The organism is Nocardiopsis sp. NPDC055879, assembly GCF_053615935.1.
The window spans coordinates 1-17,522 of sequence record NZ_JBSHCT010000034.1 but is presented as its reverse complement, the minus strand read 5'-3'; the positions used below and the strand labels follow the sequence as shown (position 1 = coordinate 17,522).

Genomic DNA, 17,522 nt, shown 5'->3' with positions numbered 1-17,522 from the left:
CGGGTCCGAACACACGGGAAAAGGGGGTGGGGTGATCTGATCACCCCACCCCCTTTCGTTCTTCGAACCCGTTGGTCAGGCCAGCCGGCTCTTGACCTCCGCGGCCACGCGGGCTCCGTCCGCACGGCCCGCGACCTGCGGGTTGACCACCTTCATGACCTTGCCCATCTCCTGCATCCCGGAGGCTCCGGTCTCGGCGATCGCAGCGGCGACCAGCTGGGAGAGCTCCTCGTCGGTGAGAGGCTTGGGCAGGTAGTCCGAAAGGATCTCGCTCTCGGCGCGCTCGTTGGCGGCGTCGTCGACGCGGCCGCCCTTGTCGAAGGCCTCGGCGGCCTCGCGGCGCTTCTTGGCCTCGCGGACCAGGAGCTTGGTGACCTCGTCGTCGCTCAGGGAACGTTGGGTGGAACCTGCCGCCTCCTCGGTGGCGATGGCGGCTAGCACCATGCGAAGGGTCGCGGTGCGCACCTTCTCACGCGCCTTCATCGAGGCGGTGAGGTCGGACCTGAGGCGATCTTTGAGTTCGGACATGACCTGATCCTATTGCCGTGACTCCCACGCGGACCAACGCTTTGCGCACGGGACGGTTCCGGATCTGAGACGATCGATCAACGAAAGAGGAGGGCCGGATGAGCGTGGACGGTAGACGAATTCTGCGCGGGATCGGGCGTACGGCCGCGATCACGGGCGCGGTCGGTGTGGCTGGACTGGGGTACGCCTCGGTCATCGAACGCAACTGGTTCCGGCTGCGCAGGTACGAACTTCCCCTGTTGCCGGCCGGCAGCCCCCGGATGCGGATCCTGCACCTGTCCGACGCGCACCTGACGCCCGGACGGAAGATGCTGATCGACTGGATCCGCGGGCTCGAACGGTACGAGCCGGACCTGGTGATCAACACGGGCGACTCCCTGGCGCACCCGGAGGCCGTCGGGCCGTTCATCGACGCGCTCGGGCCGCTCCTGGACCGCCCCGGCGCGTTCGTGTACGGGTCGAACGACCTGTTCTCGCCACAGCTGAAGAACCCGGCGCGGTACCTGTGGCGGACCAGCAAGAACGACTACAGAAAGCGTCGAGTGCCGGACCTGCCCTGGCGTGAGCTCGGCGCCTCGATGTCGGCGTCGGGTTGGCTGGACCTGAACAACCACAAGGGTTCGTTGAAGGTCGGTGAGCTGGACGTGGCCCTGGGCGGCGTACACGACTCGCACATCAAGCTGGACCGGTACGACGCCATCGCCGGCCGGGCCGACCCGAGCGCCGACCTGCGTCTGGGGGTGCTGCACTCGCCCGAACCCGCCAACCTGGACCGGTTCGAGGCCGACGGGTACCAGCTCCTGCTGGCCGGGCACACCCACGGCGGCCAGTTGTGCCTGCCGTTCTACGGGACCCTGGTGACCAACTGCGGGATCGACCGCAAGCGGGCCTGGGGGCTGAACGAGTACGGGAAGGCGTGGCTGCACGTCTCCGGTGGTATGGGCACTTCCCCGTACGCTCCGGTGCGGTTCTGCTGCCGCCCCGAGGCGTCCCTGCTGGACCTGGTCCCGGGGGCCTGACCCGCACCGGGACAGTGTGGCGTGAACCGCGTCGCGAGCACTCCCCGAATCCGCTAGACTTGGGGATGTTGCTTCGGGGTGTAGCGCAGCTTGGCAGCGCGCTTCGTTCGGGACGAAGAGGTCGTGGGTTCAAATCCCGCCACCCCGACGAGCACGAAGGCCGGTCCTACGGGACCGGCCTTCGTCGTTTCCGGGATTCCTCGCCCCGGGTATGCGGGGCGGATACGGGTCCGGGAGGTTACAGAGCGCCGACGTTGACGTCGATGCAGTTGTAGAACGCGTTGGAGGTGTCGGCGACGTTCCAGCGGGCCAGGACGGTCTGCTCACCGCTGTACCCGGACAGGTCGACGTCGTGGGAGAAGTAGTCCGGCGGCTGGGCGCCACCGTCGTCGAAGCTCGCGATCAGCTCGCCGTCGATGAAGTACTCCCACGTGGCGGTGGAGTGGTTGGCCGTGATGATCCAGTCGAAGGTGGCGGTGGTGCCGACGGGGGTGACGTCCCAGCCATAGTTGTCGTCGCGGAGCTCGGAGTAGATCTCGTTGCCTCCGGCACAGTCCATCAGGCCCTTGGGGCCCTCGACGCTCTGCGGCTCCCACTGGATGGGACCGCACTCGACGACCCCGGCGTTGCACTGGGCCTGCCGGCTGGGCGGGTTGGAGATGTAGCCGTGGGCGCTGGCGGTGCCCGCGGGCATGAGGCCGAAGACCAGGGCGGTTCCGGCGGCGACGGCGGCGGTCGATCGGATCTTGCTGCGCACGGTCATGAATCGTGCCCTTCCTGGGGGTCACGACCCCGGAGGGTCGTAGCGGGATGACCCGGACCGGCACCGGTCCAGGGGATCGGGCGGAGGTCCCACGGCCGGTTAGTCCGTGGGTTCCGGGCTCGGCCGAGAACGGCCCCGTGGTGGTCGGGAAAGTCCTCCACCCGGTTGTCGAAGACGGTAAAGAGAGCGTCACGGCCCGTCAAGACCCCTGTTGGCCCCAGGCGGCTCCGAATCCGCGTGACGGGCGCGGGGTGGGTGAACGAGTTCCGACCGCTGGTACTGGTGGGTTCCGGACGACACGAACGCCGGAACTGGAAAGATACCTTCCAGATTCGATGCCGGTCTGGCGCGAGGAAGGGCCGAGCAAGGGTCGGGCCATGCGGGATTTCCGCTGGACCTCACCTTCAGGTAACAGTTCCCTTACCCCCGTCACGACGCGCTTCGGAATCGTCGACTCCGGGGCTCATCGGAACGCGCGCGTCCTCGCCCGTCGATCCGGGTCTTGACCTACCATCCAGACATGGACCGATCGTCCGACCAATCGATGCTGCGCCGGGTCCAGGCCGAGTCCGGGCTCCTGGCCGGGGCCGGCTACGCGATCCTGCTCCAGATCGCCCACCCGTCCGTCGCCCAGGGCGTGTCCGACCACAGCGACTTCACGTCCCGTCCACTCGACCGTCTGCGCGGCACCCTGTTCTACCTGTACGGAACGGCGCTCGGGACGGACGAGGAGCGCGCACGGGTCCAGGCGATCGTGCGGGCCATGCACCGCAAGGTGCGCGGCCCCGGCTACGACGCGCTCGATCCCGACCTGCTGTTGTGGGTCGGCGCGACCCTCTACCGATCGGGGGAACGGCTGCACGAGCTCGTCATCGGCGAGTTCGCGCCGGGCGAGCGGGAGGCGTTCCTACGGGAGGCCGCGGTGTACGCCACCGCGCTGGGCCTGCCGGAGGAGGCGTGGCCCTCGACCCCGGAGGAGTTCGAAGCGTACTGGGAGCGGAGCCTCGCGGACCTCGACGTAGGCCCGGTCGCCCGCGAGTTGGCCAACGGGGTCTTCCGGCCACGAAACCGGTTGCTGTGGCCGCTCACCTCCGCCCAACGGTTCCTCACCGGTGGGCTGCTGCCGGAGGGGCTACGTCGGGACTTCGGTATTCCGTGGTCGGCCGCGAGGCAGCGCCGGTACGACCGGTTGATCCGGGTGACCAGGACGGTGTACCCGAGGATCCCGCGCCCGGTGCGGACCCTGCCATCGAAGCTGTACCTGCGGTCGATGCGCCGTCATGGGGGTTGGAAGGCCCCGGGGACAAAAGGGGTCAAGGGAACGAAGCGGAGGCGGAACGGCCGCCGACTCGTCTAACCGCCCAGTTCTCGGAGCGCTTCGCGCGCCTGCGCCGCCTCGGGCAGGTCGAGTTCCTCGAAGGTCCCCAGGGCGTCGGTGAGCAGTTCCCTGGCCCGGTCCGGAGACACCAGTGGTTCGGGGATCCGGCCCAGAGCGAGCGAGGCCCGAGCGGCGATGTAGCGCTCGTCCCGCTCGACGGCGGTGGCGAGGGCCTTCTCCAAGACCTCCGCGGCCTCGTCGAAACGGCCGGTCACGCTGAGGGTCGTCCCGTAATCGGTGAGGATCTCCGCGTCGCCACTACGGTCGCCGCTTTCCTCCGCCAGTTCGAGTGCCTTCACATGGGCGGCGACGGCCGATTCGAATTTTCCCACGGCACGGTGCGCGACTCCGAACGAGTTGTGCACGAAGATCAGGTTCCCGACCAGCTGAAGCCGTGTGGACAGCTCCAGCGCCTCCTCCAGGTCCGCGAACGCGCGGTCGTACTGTTCGAGTCCCACACACGCCTCGCCCATGACCCGCTTCACGTAGGCCCGGCCCTCCTCGTCGGAGTCACCCATGGGGGTCTTGAGCGCCCGTTCGGCACAACGCAACGCCTCCTCGTACTCGCCCAGGGTTTGGCGCAGGACCGCGAGGTTCCCCCGCTGCAGGGATTCGACCCTTGGATCCTCGGTGGCCGTCGCGTGAGCCAACACCCCCTGGATCGCCTCGGCCGAGTCCCGGAACCTTCCCACTCGTTCGTAGACCATGGCGAGGTTGGAGAGCGCCCGGACCATGCCCCACTCGTCCTGGACCACTTCCAGGATGTCCTTGGCCTCGGTCAACATCTCCAGGGAGCGATCGAAGGAACCCGCGATGTAGTAGGCGATGCCCATCCCGATCAGGGTGACCGCGCGTCCACGTTCGTGTCCGCTTCCGTAGTTGGCGGCGAGGACCCGTTCGTGGAGGGACAGGATCATCCCGGACCTGCCACGTATCGTGTAGAACTTCCAGGTCGAATCGGCGAGTCGCCAAGCGTCCTCCGCGCGTTCCTGCGCGGCGAAGTACTCGACGACCTCCGCGATGTGGTCCTGGTGGAGTTCGAACCATTCCTCGGCCTCGGCCCGGTCGTTCAGTTCCGGGCTGTACCGAGACGGCTTGACGGGGTTCTCACCGCTGTGGCGTGGCCCGCCGAGAAGTTCCGCCGCCCGGTCGGTGGTCGCGGTGAAGTAGTCGGCGTGGGCCTGTCGGGCGCGTTCGAACTCCATGACCCCGAGATCCGTCCTCCCTCTCTGCGAGGCGAAGACGTGGATCAGGTCGTGGAACCGATAGACGTCGGCGTGAGGTTCGTCCAGCAGGCAGACACTCACCAGGTCCTGAAGCACCTCGTCGGTCTCCACCGGTGAGAGGGCGAGGATGGTGGCGGCCCCGTGAAGGTCGATGTTGCGGCCGAAGGCGGCGCTGAGCAGGAGGAAGGCCCGGTGCAGTTCCGGGTTGAGACTGCGGTAGGAGAGGTCGATGGCCGACTCGACGCTCTGCCCGTCCACCTGGAGTTCCCGGAACTGGCGGTTCTGCTCGCTCAGGCGCCGCACCACGTGCGCGAAGGTCCACCGGGGTCGGCTCATCATCCGTCCGGCCACCACCCTCAGGGCCAGCGGTAGACCTCCGCACAGCCGGGCGACCTCTTGGGCCTGTTCGGGTTCCTGGGCGACCTTGTCCTCGCCCAGCACACGGGCGAAGAGCTCCAGGGAGGACTTCTTCTCCAGGACGTTCAGGGAGATGTAGCGGGCTCCGCTGAGACCCGACAGGTCGTTGCGCGAGGTGACCAGGGTCAGTGATCCGGGGGACGCGGCCAGGAGTGGGGCGACCTGGGAGTAGGTGACGGCGTTGTCGAGAACCGTCAGGACCCGGCGCCCCATGAGGGTGGCCCGCCACAGCGCGGAACGCTCGTCCAGGGACTCGGGTACCTCGTCCGGGTCCACCCCCACCGCGCGCAGCAAGGCTCCCAGGGCGGTGTGGGAGTCCAGGGGCTCCTTGTCCAGGGTGTAGCCGTAGAGGTCGATGAACAGCTGACCGTCCGTGTACTCCTCGGCCAGTTCATGGCCCGCCCGAACCGCCACGGTGGTCTTGCCGACACCACCGGTCCCGGTGATGACACAGATCTTGGCCCGCTTCTCGTCGTGAGCTGCCAGGTCCAGGATCTGGGTGAGGGAGCTCTCCCGACCGGCGAAGTCGGGGATGTCCCGCGGCAGGTCGTTACGGACGACGAAGCCGTCCTCCCTGCTCAGCACCAGCGAACCGGACCCCTTCGCCGGTGTCTTCTCAACGCTGTCCGCACGCAGGATCTGCGTGTGCAGGGCCATCAGTTCGGGGTCCGGATCGACCCCCAGCTCCTCCGCGAGCCGGGAACGGATCGCCTCGTATGCGGACAACGCGGCGGCCCGTTCACCACTCCGCCAAAGGGCGGTGATGAGGAGGTGGTGGATCCGTTCCCGCAGTTCCTCCTGCCGGGCGATGGGGGTCAGGTAGGCGACCACCTCCTTCGCCCGACCCAGTTCAAGCGCGCAGTCGGCCCACTCGGCCACGGCCGCCCAGCGCTCTTCGAGCATCGGGGACACGACCGAGTAGAGGAGGTGTTCCGACCCGACCCCCGAGAAGGGGACCCCACGCCAGGATTCGAGGGCCTTGGACAGCCGCGTCATGGTCTCCGGGGAGGCGACGCCCTCCGCCGACTCCCGAAGCCGCCGGAACCTGTGCAGGTCGACACGGTCCGGGTCGATGTCGGCCAGGTAGCCGCCGGAGGTGGTTTTGATCAGCCCGGGAAAGGAACGGCGCAGGTGAGAGACCTGTACCTGGATCACCGAACGCGCGGTGCGAGGTGGGTCGTCGTTCCACAGAAAGCTGATCAATTGGTCGAAAGTGACCTCTCGACCGGCGTATACCAGGAGTACGCCCAGGACACAACGTTGCCGTGGTCCACCTACCGGAAGGGATCTTCCGTCCGACCACGCGGCAATGGGGCCAAGCACGCCGAAATCCACAAGCAGCAACCCTAGCAAGCCGCCACTCGTGGAATAGGAATTCGGGGAGCCCGTTCGCTCCGAGTACCCCCCTCCAGTCGGTACTCGGAACGGACGGCCCCCGGAGGGAAGGACTACTTGTCCTCCTTCTCCTCCTTCTCCTCTTCTGCTTCCTTGGGAGCCGCCTCCTTCGGGGTGGGCTCCTCCATGGGACGCATCTTGGCCTCGGGGGTCGCACCCGCCACGATCGCCTCGAACTGCTCGTCCACCGTCAGCATCTTCGGCACTCGAACTCCTCTTCTCACCGCACTCGTGTAGAGCCGCAATGTGGCCCTACGCCGTCTTCGAAGCATCATGGGACTCACCGCCCTCCGGCGGAAACGCCATCCGTGGCGCCCTCCGCCTGGGGGCTCACCACGGATGGCTCGTGTCCGATTCGTCGCCGGGCCGGCGTGTCTCCCACGAGCCGTCCTCTCGCGGGCGCCGGTCTCGCCGATCGAGCTTCACACTAGGGAGATCCTCTTCCGAGACGCTTACAAACCGCTTTCAGCTCGGAAAGAAAAACCCAAGGTCGTTCCGCGGACACCCATTGTTGACATCTGGCATTAACGGGTTCAACCCCCAACCCGAATCCGCACCATGCGTAGTTATTTATTCACTCCCGGTAATTATAGGTTCGCCCTCAATAACCGGTCCCGTTTCTCGGCCCACGCGATCCCCGAACCGCACGACCGGACCCGCACCCTCGAACGACACCGAAAACCGCCAGGACCTGCGAGAATTCGCGACCTTGTTCGACCGGTTCCGGACGTTTTGAGGTGCCCACGACCCATTACCTCTAGACTTGCGCCTCGTGGTGCACCATCTCGGCGCCGCGGAGGAACCGCGGCGCTCTCCCCTACCCGCGAACCCCTTCGCGAAGTTCGCCCTGTTCTCCCTGGCCGGCGCGGCCTGCGCGGTCGGTCTCCTCGGTGTGGCCGCGTTCGGTGGGCTCGACACCCACGACCCGCTGGCCGACCCGGCCGAGCCGGGCACCGAGTTGAAGAACGACCTCATCGTCGTGACCCCACACGAGGCGCGGATCCACTCCGACGACCTCGGTACCTACCTTCAGGTCAGGGCCGACATCGAGCTGCGCGGCTCCGAGCGCCCCGTCCCGATGGGCAACGTCGGCGGCAGCCTGGTGGTGCACGCCGAACCCGGCGGGCAGACCGTGAAGGGGCCGGAGATCAACTACGAGCGTCAGCCGACGGGTTACGTGTCTCACCTGCAACCGCACTCGGTGGAAGAGTCGGCCATTCTGTCCTGGGAGGTCCCCCGGAACTTCGACGTCGACGACGTGGAGAGCCTGGGTTTGGCGCTGCACGAGATCGAGGAGCTCCAGACCACCGGTGGCACGGGGACCCTGTGGGTCGGAACCAAAGACGTGGTGGGCGCGGTCTCGCTCCCCCTGGACGGGGGCTGAACGAACATGAACCGACCCCTCACCGTCGTCGTCTGCGTGCTCTTGGCCGCCGGAATCACCCTCTGCCAGCACTTCGTGGTGGCCAAGGACAAGATGGTCGAACCCATCGGTACGTCCGGGTCCGCCCGGGAGCCCGTCGTCACCGACGACTTCACCCTGGAGATCGACCGGGTCGACCTGAGCACGTCCCTGAGCGCCACCGACGCCTTCGGCGAGAGCACGGAGCCGGTCGAGGCCAACGGCGTCTGGGTGCTGGTCTGGGCCCGCATGACCGCCGAGCACACCACGATGGTCGGTTTCCCCGCCGAGCTGCGGATGAAGGACGGCACCACCTATTTCGAACCGAGCTGGTTCCCCGACGCGATGGACCGCGCCACCCTGTCGCCCGGTCTGCCCCTGTACGGCGCGTTCGTGTTCGAGGTGCCCGAGAAGGAGATCGACGAGCCCTCCCTGGTCGTCACGAACGCCCCCGGGTTCGAAGGTCGCCTCGGCGCCCAGGCCGCGGTGGACCTGGAGCTGACGGACACATCGCCCTCCGACGAACCCGCGGAACTGCTTCCGCCTCAGATCCAGGCCGGGGAGGACATCGATGCACCCGAATGATCCCCACGGGCAAGGTCCTCTGCCGGGCTCTCAGCCCCCGTATGGGCGCCCGAACCCCTCGTACGGCCCGGGTGGACCCGGGGGGCGCCCATGGCCACCCCAGGGGCCGCCTCAGGGCCCGCCTCCGCCGGGGGGACGGCCGTCCGGATGGCCGCCCATGGGTCCTCCCCCACCGATGCCTCCAGGCCTTGGCGGGCACCCCGGGCAGGGTGGGCCGGCCACCGGCGCCCAGGTCCCTCCCGCACGTCCCGGACCGTACTGGGGACAGCCTCCCCAGAACCACCCGTGGAACCCGGAGGCGCGGGACCCACGTTCACCCCGACCCGCCCCGGGCTCTCGCTCGGCACGCCACGCCCGTCCCTCACCCGGCTCCGGTCGGCCACGCCGCGCCCTCCCCCTGTGGAAGCGCCTGCACCTGCCCTACGTGGCCGCCTTGGTCGTACTGTTCCCGATCATGGTCGGGTGGTCGTATCTGACGGAGGCCAGGGAGGTGAGCGAGAGCGGTCTCGTCCGCCCCGAACCGCGGGTCGTCGAGGATTCGACCGCCACCATGGCCGGCAGCGAGTGGGAGGTCCTCGGTTACCTCGTCGGTTACGTGGAGGGGCAGACCCCACCTCCGGAAGGCGTGGAACTGGTCGACGTCGGCTTCAAGGTCACCCCCGAGGACGATGACGCGGGCGAGCTGCTGAACGCCTACTGCCGCTTCCGCGCCATGGACGAGGACGGACGTACCTGGGAACCCACCACGGAGTACGGCATGCGCGACCTCTCCGAGGACCAGGGCGTGACCATGGGCGGCTGCTCCGACGCCGACGCGGCTCCGATCCCGGCGGGCAAGGAGCAGACGTTGGTGCTGTCCTTCCTGGTGCCCCAGGACGTGGCCGAGGAACTCAGGTACGAGGTCACCGTGACGACCACGGGCGACCTCGACCGTTCCAAGCCCGAGGCCCTGCTCTTCGAGGCCGACCCCCTGGAGTGACCCCGACCTGCGAGGGGGCTTCCTAGGACGCGTGTCGGGCCGTGTGCCACAGGTGCCGGCCCACACTGTTCTCCTCCGCCTTGCGCAACGCGATCTCGAAGGCGGCGGCCAGCAGGCACAGACGGAACAGCATGTGCAGGGCGTCCACGGTGAAGTCGATGGGCCGCAACCATGGCCAGAGCTCACCCTGGAACTCACCCGGGCCGAGCAGGACGAAGAGTCCCCGGTTCAGTTGGCTGAACACCATGTCCAGGAAGACGAAGTACAGGCAGAAGGTCAGGTAGAACACCGGACCCGCGCCGAGCACGAATCGCCCGGCGTTGAGCAAGGGCGTGAACTTGTCCCGGAAGTCCGAGTCCGCCTGCCGTCCGAACACCTTGCCCAGCCTCGCGGCGAGGTTGACGGCCGCTCCGACCCGGCCACCGCCGCGACGCTCCTCGAAGAGGGAGTCGTGGTCGCCGATCTGGGCCCGGTAGACCACCGCGGTGATGGTCAGCCACAGTATGGGGCCGAGGAAGCCCTCCTTGACCGAGGTCCACACGGCGGTGATCGCCGCGACGATCCCGGCGGAGAGTTCGGGCACGTTCAGCTTGATCCCGAAACCGTCGATGGCGCCCTTCAGCGTGGTCTCCACCCCGACCCAGGCGGCACGGTTACCGACCCACTCATGGGAGAAGCCGATGAAGACCCCGACGGAGAACAGGGCCAGGAACATCCAAACGCCCTCGAACAGCGCCGTGAGGACGCCCAGGACCGGGTTGCGCCCCGACTCGTAGAAGTGTCCGCACACGCGCCGCAGCAGCCAGGCCACGACCGCCACCGCCAAGGGCAGGCCGAACCAGCCGAGTTCGGTCGGGGTCGCGAAGGCCTCGATGCCGCCGGTGTTGAGCAGGCCGATGCTGTAGGTGTCGTACTCCTCCTTGATCAACCCCCAGGCCCCGTAGAAGACCAGGAACGGCATGATCGCGAGGGCGACCCCGTCCACGACCCGACGTTCTCGTTCGGCGAAACCGGTGCGTTTCCCCCGCCGGACGACCTCGGAGTGGAGTTCCCGGTCCACCAGGGGGAGCCCCGGGCGTAGGAGCTGGAACATCACCACGAAGGTCACCAGGGTGACCAGCAGGGTGAGCCCGAGGCCGGCGAGGGAGAGGGTGGGGTTCACGTCGGTGAGACCCACCAATCCGCGCATGAGCAGGGTGTGCAGCAGCATCCCGCCGGTGTAGACGCACAGCAGGGGAGCCCAGTGGCGGCGCACCAGGTCAAGAGCGTAAACCGGCAGGAGGGCTGCGGAAGACGTCGAGAGGGCCATAGGTTCAAGAGGTTAGCGGGATTCGCCGACGCGGACTCCCGTTGTCCACAGGGTGCGATGGGTCATCCACGCATCGGAGGAGACCGGGCTGATCGGAGGGCCTGATGCAGGAGGGCGACGGAAACGGCTGGGTGGAATTGCCCGACGGCTCCCGAAGGTGGGGGCTGTACGGCGCCGCCGGGTTGTTGTTGTACGCCACCGACGCGGCCGGTTCCGGCCACGTGCTGCTCCAGCACCGTGCGGGGTGGACCCACATGGGGGGAACCTGGGGCATCCCGGGAGGGGCGCGCAATCGGGACGAGACACCGCTGGAGGCGGCCGTACGCGAGTTCCGTGAGGAGGTCGCGGGTGATCTCGCCGACTACACGGTGTTGGGCCGGCACGAACACGATCTGTCGGTGTGGCGCTACGACACCTTCCTGCTGCGGATTCCCGCCCTGGCCCCGTTCCGACCCGGTAATTCGGAGAGCGAGGAGATCCGGTGGGTTCCGGTGACCTCCACGGAGTCGCTCCCCCTGCTTCCGGCGTTCCGCACGGCCTGGCCGCGTCTGCGGGCCGGTATGGAGGGCACCTACGACGATCATCCGCGAAACCCGGGCGCTTCGGGCACTTCCGTGGACGTTTGATCGTTTCCCGAGGAGAGGCGCCCCGTGCACCGCTTCGGGGGCTTCGAGCCGTCTTTTCCCGGCGCGCCAGGTGCCGGGGCCCCGCCTCCGGGGTAAGTCAGGGACGAGCCCTGATGCGTGGGACGCCCCGCCCCACCATCCTGGTAGTGGAGGGTCCCGCGACGCGCGGAGGCCACGCGAACTCGACTGGAGCTGTGAACATGACGCTGGAGCGCGGTAACGCATTCACTCCCGTCGCCTCGGCGACGATGATCTGGCCGTGGGGGGCTTCGGTCGTGGGCGGCTCCGTGGCCGGCGCCCTCTCCTTCCTGATGAACTTCGGCCTGGCCGGGATCCCCGGTGCGGTCACGACCGGCATCTTCTTCTTCGCGCTGATCGGCGGAATCGGCGGTGTGATGAGCAAGAAGAGCGACCGTCGGGGTCGCCGTTGGGCCGCCAACTACCCCTTCCGCTACGCGGCCGCGCCGGCCGTGTTCGCCGGTGGCGCCACCGCCATCATCAGCTACATCGGGTCCGTCATCGGCAGCTTCGCCATCTTCACCGGACTGTTCGGCGGTCTCTTCGCCGGTCTGGGCGTGGGCCTGGTCCTCTGGCTGATCATCGGCGTCGTCGCCGCGGTCGCGGGCAACAAGAACTGAGCGGTCTCCGACGGGTGGTCGATCACCTCGGCCACCCCGCACGGGACGGGCACGATTCGGGCAGGTGTGTGAGCGGTCTTCCAGGCCACCCTGACGGTGGCGGGGAACAAGAGGGCTTAGGCTCGTTGTTTCCGCCCGGGGCGGAACAAGACACTCACCTAGGGGAGACAACCGGCGCCGATGACTGAAGCTGCCCGTCAGAAGATGGTCGAGCGGGTCCGCGGGCTCCTTCGCATGGCGGAGGACCCCGCGGTCACCGATGCCGAGAGCCAGGCGTTCACCGCCAAGGCCGCCGAGCTGATGACCCGCCACGCGATCGCCGAGGCCGAGGCCCGCGCCGAGCGGGGCGAGGAACCGGACGCGATCAGCCGCATGGACTACACCGTTTCCGGAGCGGGTGGTCACGGCAAGTCCCGGGTGCGCGCTCTCGCCGACATCGCCGCCGCCTATGGGTGCCAGTCCGCGGTCCGGGGGAACAACTCGGAGACCACCGAACGCGTCATCATCCTGGTGGGTACGGCCAGCGCGTTGGACGCGCTGCGGATGTTGTTGCCTTCGATCTCCATGCAGATGGAGGCCTCCGCCCGGTTCATGAGTTCGTCGCACATCACCGACATTCGTGAACTGCGCAACTACACACGGTCGGCTTTGGAGACGGAGCGTAAGCGCTACTACCGTTCCTTCGTCCGTGCCTACGGGCAGGCGGTGGCCGAACGCATTCGGGAGTTCCGCGCCCGATTGCAGAGAATGGCCGCGTCCGAAACCGACTCCGACGGCGTTACCGACGGTGACGAAAGTGGTTCCATCCGCGGGGCGGCACTGGTCCTACGCGAAGATGTGCATCGGGTGAACGAAGAGTTCCAAAAGCAGTTCCCACAGTTGCGCAAACATCGTCCCGAGCGCACCCACAGCGCCGCCGGATACCGGGCCGGATACCGCCGTGGACGCCAGGCGGAGCTGGGCTTGGACACCCCGGTGACCAGTGGCGGAACGTCCACTCTGGCCGAGGGCGAATAGCCACTCACGCGGAGTTGTCCACAGGTTGTGCACAGTTTCCACAGGAACGCCGTTTTCCCTTGTCACAGCGGAGAACAGGCCGTTTCAAAGGGCTCTTCGACCCTTCTGCGCGACCGATCACCCCGGGTTATCCACAGGCTGGGGAGACAGCCTGTGGATAACTTGCGGACGGCCCTGTGGACAGTTTCCCCAAGAACAGGGAATCCGCTGGTCAAGTACTACGCAATGGCTGAACCAAGTAGTGGAACGAGGGCTCCTCGCCCTCCTTCGCCGGGACATCGGTGAACACCGCGGGTTTCGTCGGCTCGGTGAAGTTGAGGTAGGCGGTGGTGGTGCCCACCCCGGAGAGCCCGTCGACCAGGTAGTCGGGCTTGAACGCCACCTTCAGGGGATCGCCCTCGTACCCCACCTGGATGGCCTCCACCGCTTGGGCGTCCTCACCCGAACCGGCTTCCAGGACGACCTCACCCTCCGTGAATGCCAACCGCAGAGGCGTGTTTCGGTCTGCCACCAAAGCGACCCTCTTGATCGCTTCCAGCAGCGGCGCCACGGCGACCTCGGCCCGCCCGGAGAAGTCGGTGGGGAACCAGGACGCGTACTTGACGAAGTCGCTGTCGATCAGCCGGGTGGTGGTGTGTCGCTCGCCGTTGGCGAAGCCGATCATGCCCTCGCCCGGTGACAGGTTGACGCCCTCCGCCACGGTGGTCGTGGACAGGGCGACGTCCACGTTGGAGTGGCCGATCAGACCGCGCACGGTGTTGGCGAGGGTGCGGGCGGGGACCAGGGCGGACACGTCCACACCGGGGTCCTCCGGCTGCCACCACAGTTCGCGGACCGCGATCCGGTAGCGGTCCGTGGCCACGATCTTCAGCGAGTCGCCCGCGAAGTCCAGATAGGCGCCGGTCAGCATCGGCAGGGTGTCGTCCTTGCTGGCCGCCGGGGTCACCTGACGCACCGCGGCGGTGAAGGCGTCGGCCGGTACCGAGCCGATCTTGCCCGGCATACCGGGCAAGCCGGGGTAGTCCTCCAGAGGCATGGTGATGAGGGTGAAGCGGGCGGCGCCTGCGCGCACGTTGACCTTGGGGCCGTCGGTGTCGATGTGCACGGAACCGGACGGCAGGTTGTTGACGATCTCGGCCAGCAGACGCCCCGGTACCAATACCGCTCCGGGTTCCTCCAACAGGACCTCCACCGATGCCCTGGTCGATACCTCGTAGTCGAACCCGGAGAGGTGAAGGGTGGTGCCCTCCTCGGAGACCTCCATGCGCATCCCGGCGAGGACCGGTACCGCCGGCCTGGTGGGCAGCGCCCGCGCGGTCCAGGAGACCGCCTCCGCGAACGCGTCGCGATCCACTCGTAGTCTCACCGCACGGCCTCCTCTTTCAGCCAGGTTCTCTTTCCAGGTCAACGTACCCAGCGGTACCGACAATCGGCAGACCCCTAGAGGAGGCGAGGAAGGCCCCGGCCGGGCCGGCGGAGGTCAGCCCCTGTTGGGCTTGAGCGTCCAGGTGACGGCCATCCTGCCGGTGACGGTGCCGTCCTCGGTGCGCAACTCCACCTCGATGGGGAACTCGGGGCGCTTACCGGCGTCCAGTTCGGCCACGACCTGCTCGCGCGGATGAGTGAGTGTGGCCTCCGCGATGACGTCGCCCAGGGCGATCTGGAGGAAGTCGACCTCGACCCGACTGGGGAAGGGCACCGCGCGGTTCAGTTGGTCCCCGAAGTCACCGATGATGATGGCGCCGGACGCGGACTCGGCCAGGGTGAACATGGCTCCCGTGTGGGGTCCACCGATGTGGTTGTGGTGGTTCGCGTTCTCGGGCAGGCGCATGACCACGCGGCCGTGCTCCACCTCGACGAAGCCGATCCCGAGGTGCCGCGCGAAGGGCACGGCCGCGAGGAACCCGGACTTCACGAACTCCGCCGTACCGGCGTCCATTTTCTCCATGGCAGGTAGGTTACTCCTGAGTAACCCTGTCCGACACCCCTGCGCTGTGGTCTCCACTGTGAGCTACCATGTCTGGCGGAGAGAGCCGAGGCTCTCCCATGGAGGGTTCGCATAGCGGCCGAGTGCAGTGCTCTTGAAAAGCACCAAGTCCTTGACGGGGCTTCGTGGGTTCAAATCCCACACCCTCCGCAGAGTCCCACAGGCCAGAGGCCTGCGAGGAAGCAGAGAAGGCCGGTGAGCCAGGTCCATCGCACATGGACCGGCGCATCGGCCTTCGTCGTTCCCGAGGTCAGGCGGCGAGCACCTTCTGCCGAGCCTCGCCGATTTTCCGCGCGAGGTGTTGCGCGAGTCATTCGGTCCAGGTGCACTTACCGGCAGAAGTCGGTGTCAGCGCCACCTCTGCCGGTGACCGAGGAGAGAGACCGATACATGCGCAGTCGGCGTCCCCCGGCCATGGCCTCTGCTCTTTGCTGTCGCTACCGTCGCGCTGACGACGAACATGTTGCTCTGGGCTGAAGATTCGTTGCGGACAAGCAGTATCCGGGCAGCTTTGATCTGTTCTCTGATCGCTTTGGTGGCGTTCGCGAGTGCCTACGTGCATGAGTGGGTTGATCACCGACGACATCAAGCTGCTGCCTTGTCAGATGAAACCCCTGATCCGTAACCACTCGTCATCACGGAACCTGGCCCGGCACCGGACGTGCGGGGGACCGGCCAACTGAGTCAGGACCGCGCGTGGCTGGAACCGTGGTTGCTGTCTCCTGGAAGGCTGGTATTCCCTACTCAGCCGGGACACCCGAAGCATCCCGGCTTCACCGCGCAGGACTTTGAGAAGGGGCTGGAAGCACTGGGAGGCCTCCGGAACGTCAGCGCAGGTCACAAAGCTATTCGTCGCTTTATCGACAGGTCATTAGGTTTCTCCGAAGCAACGGGCTTCGTGGGTTCGAACCCCGAGTGCTCTGTCCGAAAGGGCCTCGGTATCTCTAGTCCCCCTCCACCCCGCAGCCAGATCTAGAGACCGTTAGCCACCGATCTGCCCGTAATGGTCGGTATCTAGGCTGGCGCCATGGGTCTGACAGATGTCACACGGGACGCGGTTCTGGAAGCGATTCGGGAGTATGACGAGCTTGGTGGTGAGCTGTTCCTCCGCACTTATGGGTTTGAAGGATCCCGCTCCTACTTCCTGGTGTACGAAGGTAGGAGGTACGACTCCAAGGCCATCTGCGGTGTCGCACACAAACACGTGCAGGGCAGGCCTCTGCTCCCGTCAGAGTTCTCCGGTGGTGCGGCCACTGTCGCGAGGAAGTTGGAGAGCCTGGGGTTCGAGGTCCGATCGTTCCCACAGCTTCCCTGGCTCTGGGACGAGTTGGTCTTGGCGTGCGACCTCCTGGTGGAGCATCACTGGAAGACCTTGGACACCACTCGACCAGAGGTGATCGCGCTATCCGAGCTTCTTCAACTCCTCCCGCTTCACCCAGTGGAGAGACGTCCGGCAGGATTCCGGTCACCGAACAGCATCCGGCTCAAGACCGACAACATCCTCAACTGGCATCCGAACCGAGTCACGAAGAAGACCAACGGCAGCGCGCTCGACCGCAAGGTGCTCGAAGCCTTTCTCGCAGAACCGGACCGCATGCGTGCAGCGGCCGAGAGCATCCGTCAGGGTGTGCGTTCCGGAGAGCTGATCGACCTCCCACCTGTGGAAGAAGAGGTGGAGCAGGACATCAGCGCACCCGAAGGCCGCCTACTCATCCGCAAGCACTACGACCGTGAGCGCAACCGCAAGCTGCGGACTCAGAAGATCAAAAAGACCCTGGCTCAAGGCTCTCCCATCGCCTGTGAAGCGTGCAGTTTCGACTTCGCCAGCACTTATGGGCCCCGCGGTGACAACTACATCGAGGTGCATCACATCGTCCCCCTGCACCACATCGGGGAGAGCGAGACCCGTCTTGAGGACCTCGCGCTGTTGTGCGCCAACTGCCACCGCATGATCCACGTATCCAGACCTTGGCTGACCGTGGACGAGCTTCACGTCCTTCTCCAGGAGCAACCTCAGTCTGGGGACTGAGTAAGTCAGTCGGTTTATCGACACCTGTGGGTCGCGCCCCCGAACGCTTCGGCGACGAGCAGTGTCCGGCCTGGGCCGCCTGCCGGCTGTGGTGGAGGGGGCGGGCTCGCGCCCTCGCCGGGGGCGGGACTCTAACCGCTGCCGGGTTCGGTTAAGCCCCATTCGCGCTTGAACCGCTCGCCTTGTTGTCGCCAGGCCCGTTCCTCTTCGGCGGTGAGGGGTGC

At 66.9% G+C, this 17,522-nt stretch carries 16 protein-coding genes and 2 tRNA genes; 11 read left to right on the top strand and 7 right to left on the bottom strand.

Annotation, left to right across the window (positions count from 1 at the left end):
* Positions 1–75 precede the first annotated feature (75 nt).
* A complete protein-coding gene (locus ACWGKS_RS27405) occupies positions 76–528 on the bottom strand; it encodes a GatB/YqeY domain-containing protein (RefSeq protein ID WP_358511093.1) in 453 nt (150 codons plus the stop codon).
* Between the two features lie 98 nt (positions 529–626).
* On the opposite strand from ACWGKS_RS27405, the gene ACWGKS_RS27400 reads away from it, so the two are divergent.
* Positions 627–1,547 (top strand): metallophosphoesterase, encoded by a 921-nt coding sequence (locus ACWGKS_RS27400; RefSeq protein WP_358511096.1) that lies wholly within the window; start codon positions 627–629, stop codon positions 1,545–1,547.
* 74 nt (positions 1,548–1,621) lie between these two features.
* A tRNA-Pro gene (locus tag ACWGKS_RS27395) sits at positions 1,622–1,695 on the top strand.
* 90 nt (positions 1,696–1,785) lie between these two features.
* Here ACWGKS_RS27395 and ACWGKS_RS27390 read toward each other — a convergent pair.
* Entirely contained in the window at positions 1,786–2,310 is a 525-nt protein-coding gene (locus tag ACWGKS_RS27390; RefSeq protein ID WP_358511099.1) for a lytic polysaccharide monooxygenase auxiliary activity family 9 protein, read from the bottom strand.
* A 520-nt stretch (positions 2,311–2,830) separates the two neighbouring features.
* On the opposite strand from ACWGKS_RS27390, the gene ACWGKS_RS27385 reads away from it, so the two are divergent.
* Positions 2,831–3,667: an oxygenase MpaB family protein gene (locus ACWGKS_RS27385; RefSeq protein WP_358511102.1), complete on the top strand. Its 837-nt coding sequence runs from the start codon at positions 2,831–2,833 to the stop codon at positions 3,665–3,667.
* Here the strand turns inward: ACWGKS_RS27385 and ACWGKS_RS27380 are convergent.
* Both ACWGKS_RS27380 and ACWGKS_RS27375 read right to left on the bottom strand, forming a co-directional pair.
* The gene (locus tag ACWGKS_RS27380; protein WP_358511104.1) at positions 3,664–6,534 is read right to left on the bottom strand and encodes an AfsR/SARP family transcriptional regulator; all 2,871 of its coding nucleotides are present in this window, start codon (positions 6,532–6,534) and stop codon (positions 3,664–3,666) included. The two genes, ACWGKS_RS27385 and ACWGKS_RS27380, sit on opposite strands and share 4 nt — an antisense overlap.
* Before the next feature lie 245 nt (positions 6,535–6,779).
* Positions 6,780–6,932: a hypothetical protein gene (locus ACWGKS_RS27375; RefSeq protein WP_358511107.1), complete on the bottom strand. Its 153-nt coding sequence runs from the start codon at positions 6,930–6,932 to the stop codon at positions 6,780–6,782.
* A gap of 566 nt (positions 6,933–7,498) precedes the next feature.
* Here ACWGKS_RS27375 and ACWGKS_RS27370 point away from each other — a divergent pair.
* The 3 genes from ACWGKS_RS27370 to ACWGKS_RS27360 all read left to right on the top strand — a co-directional run bounded on the left by ACWGKS_RS27370 (position 7,499) and on the right by ACWGKS_RS27360 (position 9,692).
* The gene (locus tag ACWGKS_RS27370) at positions 7,499–8,110 is read left to right on the top strand and encodes a hypothetical protein (protein ID WP_358511110.1); all 612 of its coding nucleotides are present in this window, start codon (positions 7,499–7,501) and stop codon (positions 8,108–8,110) included.
* A gap of 6 nt (positions 8,111–8,116) precedes the next feature.
* A complete protein-coding gene (locus tag ACWGKS_RS27365) occupies positions 8,117–8,713 on the top strand; it encodes a hypothetical protein (RefSeq protein WP_358511113.1) in 597 nt (198 codons plus the stop codon).
* A gap of 490 nt (positions 8,714–9,203) precedes the next feature.
* Positions 9,204–9,692, top strand: a complete 489-nt coding sequence (locus ACWGKS_RS27360; protein ID WP_452524601.1) for a hypothetical protein — start codon at positions 9,204–9,206, stop codon at positions 9,690–9,692.
* Between the two features lie 22 nt (positions 9,693–9,714).
* Here the strand turns inward: ACWGKS_RS27360 and ACWGKS_RS27355 are convergent, their stop codons facing one another.
* Entirely contained in the window at positions 9,715–10,947 is a 1,233-nt protein-coding gene (locus ACWGKS_RS27355; protein WP_358511119.1) for a hypothetical protein, read from the bottom strand.
* 158 nt (positions 10,948–11,105) lie between these two features.
* Here ACWGKS_RS27355 and ACWGKS_RS27350 point away from each other — a divergent pair, with 158 nt between their 5' ends.
* The 3 genes from ACWGKS_RS27350 (at position 11,106) to ACWGKS_RS27340 (ending at position 13,282) form a co-directional block, all read left to right on the top strand.
* Positions 11,106–11,627: an NUDIX hydrolase gene (locus ACWGKS_RS27350; RefSeq protein WP_358511122.1), complete on the top strand. Its 522-nt coding sequence runs from the start codon at positions 11,106–11,108 to the stop codon at positions 11,625–11,627.
* A gap of 200 nt (positions 11,628–11,827) precedes the next feature.
* The gene (locus ACWGKS_RS27345; RefSeq protein ID WP_358511125.1) at positions 11,828–12,265 is read left to right on the top strand and encodes a hypothetical protein; all 438 of its coding nucleotides are present in this window, start codon (positions 11,828–11,830) and stop codon (positions 12,263–12,265) included.
* A gap of 204 nt (positions 12,266–12,469) precedes the next feature.
* Positions 12,470–13,282, top strand: a complete 813-nt coding sequence (locus ACWGKS_RS27340; protein WP_358511193.1) for a DUF2786 domain-containing protein — start codon at positions 12,470–12,472, stop codon at positions 13,280–13,282.
* Positions 13,283–13,493: 211 nt separating this feature from the next.
* Here ACWGKS_RS27340 and dnaN read toward each other — a convergent pair whose 3' ends face one another.
* Together dnaN and ACWGKS_RS27330 are read right to left on the bottom strand one after the other, a co-directional pair.
* The gene (gene dnaN, locus ACWGKS_RS27335) at positions 13,494–14,636 is read right to left on the bottom strand and encodes a DNA polymerase III subunit beta (RefSeq protein ID WP_358511196.1); all 1,143 of its coding nucleotides are present in this window, start codon (positions 14,634–14,636) and stop codon (positions 13,494–13,496) included.
* A gap of 126 nt (positions 14,637–14,762) precedes the next feature.
* Positions 14,763–15,221, bottom strand: coding sequence for a DUF4442 domain-containing protein (locus ACWGKS_RS27330; protein ID WP_358511199.1), 459 nt, complete (start codon positions 15,219–15,221; stop codon positions 14,763–14,765).
* A 109-nt stretch (positions 15,222–15,330) separates the two neighbouring features.
* On the opposite strand from ACWGKS_RS27330, the gene ACWGKS_RS27325 reads away from it, so the two are divergent.
* Both ACWGKS_RS27325 and ACWGKS_RS27320 read left to right on the top strand, forming a co-directional pair.
* Positions 15,331–15,419 (top strand) — tRNA-Ser (locus ACWGKS_RS27325).
* Positions 15,420–16,296: 877 nt separating this feature from the next.
* The gene (locus ACWGKS_RS27320; protein ID WP_358511128.1) at positions 16,297–17,298 is read left to right on the top strand and encodes an HNH endonuclease; all 1,002 of its coding nucleotides are present in this window, start codon (positions 16,297–16,299) and stop codon (positions 17,296–17,298) included.
* Positions 17,299–17,522 lie beyond the last annotated feature (224 nt).

Bases quoted from the DNA above. Each gene is read 5' to 3' on its own strand.
- ACWGKS_RS27390 (WP_358511099.1), bottom strand. From the start codon at position 2,310: ATGACCGTGCGCAGCAAGATCCGATCGACCGCCGCCGTCGCCGCCGGA.
- ACWGKS_RS27385 (WP_358511102.1), top strand. From the start codon at position 2,831: ATGGACCGATCGTCCGACCAATCGATGCTGCGCCGGGTCCAGGCCGAG.
- ACWGKS_RS27345 (WP_358511125.1), top strand. From the start codon at position 11,828: ATGACGCTGGAGCGCGGTAACGCATTCACTCCCGTCGCCTCGGCGACG.
- ACWGKS_RS27350 (WP_358511122.1), top strand. From the start codon at position 11,106: ATGCAGGAGGGCGACGGAAACGGCTGGGTGGAATTGCCCGACGGCTCC.
- ACWGKS_RS27400 (WP_358511096.1), top strand. From the start codon at position 627: ATGAGCGTGGACGGTAGACGAATTCTGCGCGGGATCGGGCGTACGGCC.
- ACWGKS_RS27405 (WP_358511093.1), bottom strand. From the start codon at position 528: ATGTCCGAACTCAAAGATCGCCTCAGGTCCGACCTCACCGCCTCGATG.
- ACWGKS_RS27330 (WP_358511199.1), bottom strand. From the start codon at position 15,221: ATGGACGCCGGTACGGCGGAGTTCGTGAAGTCCGGGTTCCTCGCGGCC.
- ACWGKS_RS27365 (WP_358511113.1), top strand. From the start codon at position 8,117: ATGAACCGACCCCTCACCGTCGTCGTCTGCGTGCTCTTGGCCGCCGGA.
- ACWGKS_RS27340 (WP_358511193.1), top strand. From the start codon at position 12,470: ATGGTCGAGCGGGTCCGCGGGCTCCTTCGCATGGCGGAGGACCCCGCG.
- ACWGKS_RS27320 (WP_358511128.1), top strand. From the start codon at position 16,297: ATGGGTCTGACAGATGTCACACGGGACGCGGTTCTGGAAGCGATTCGG.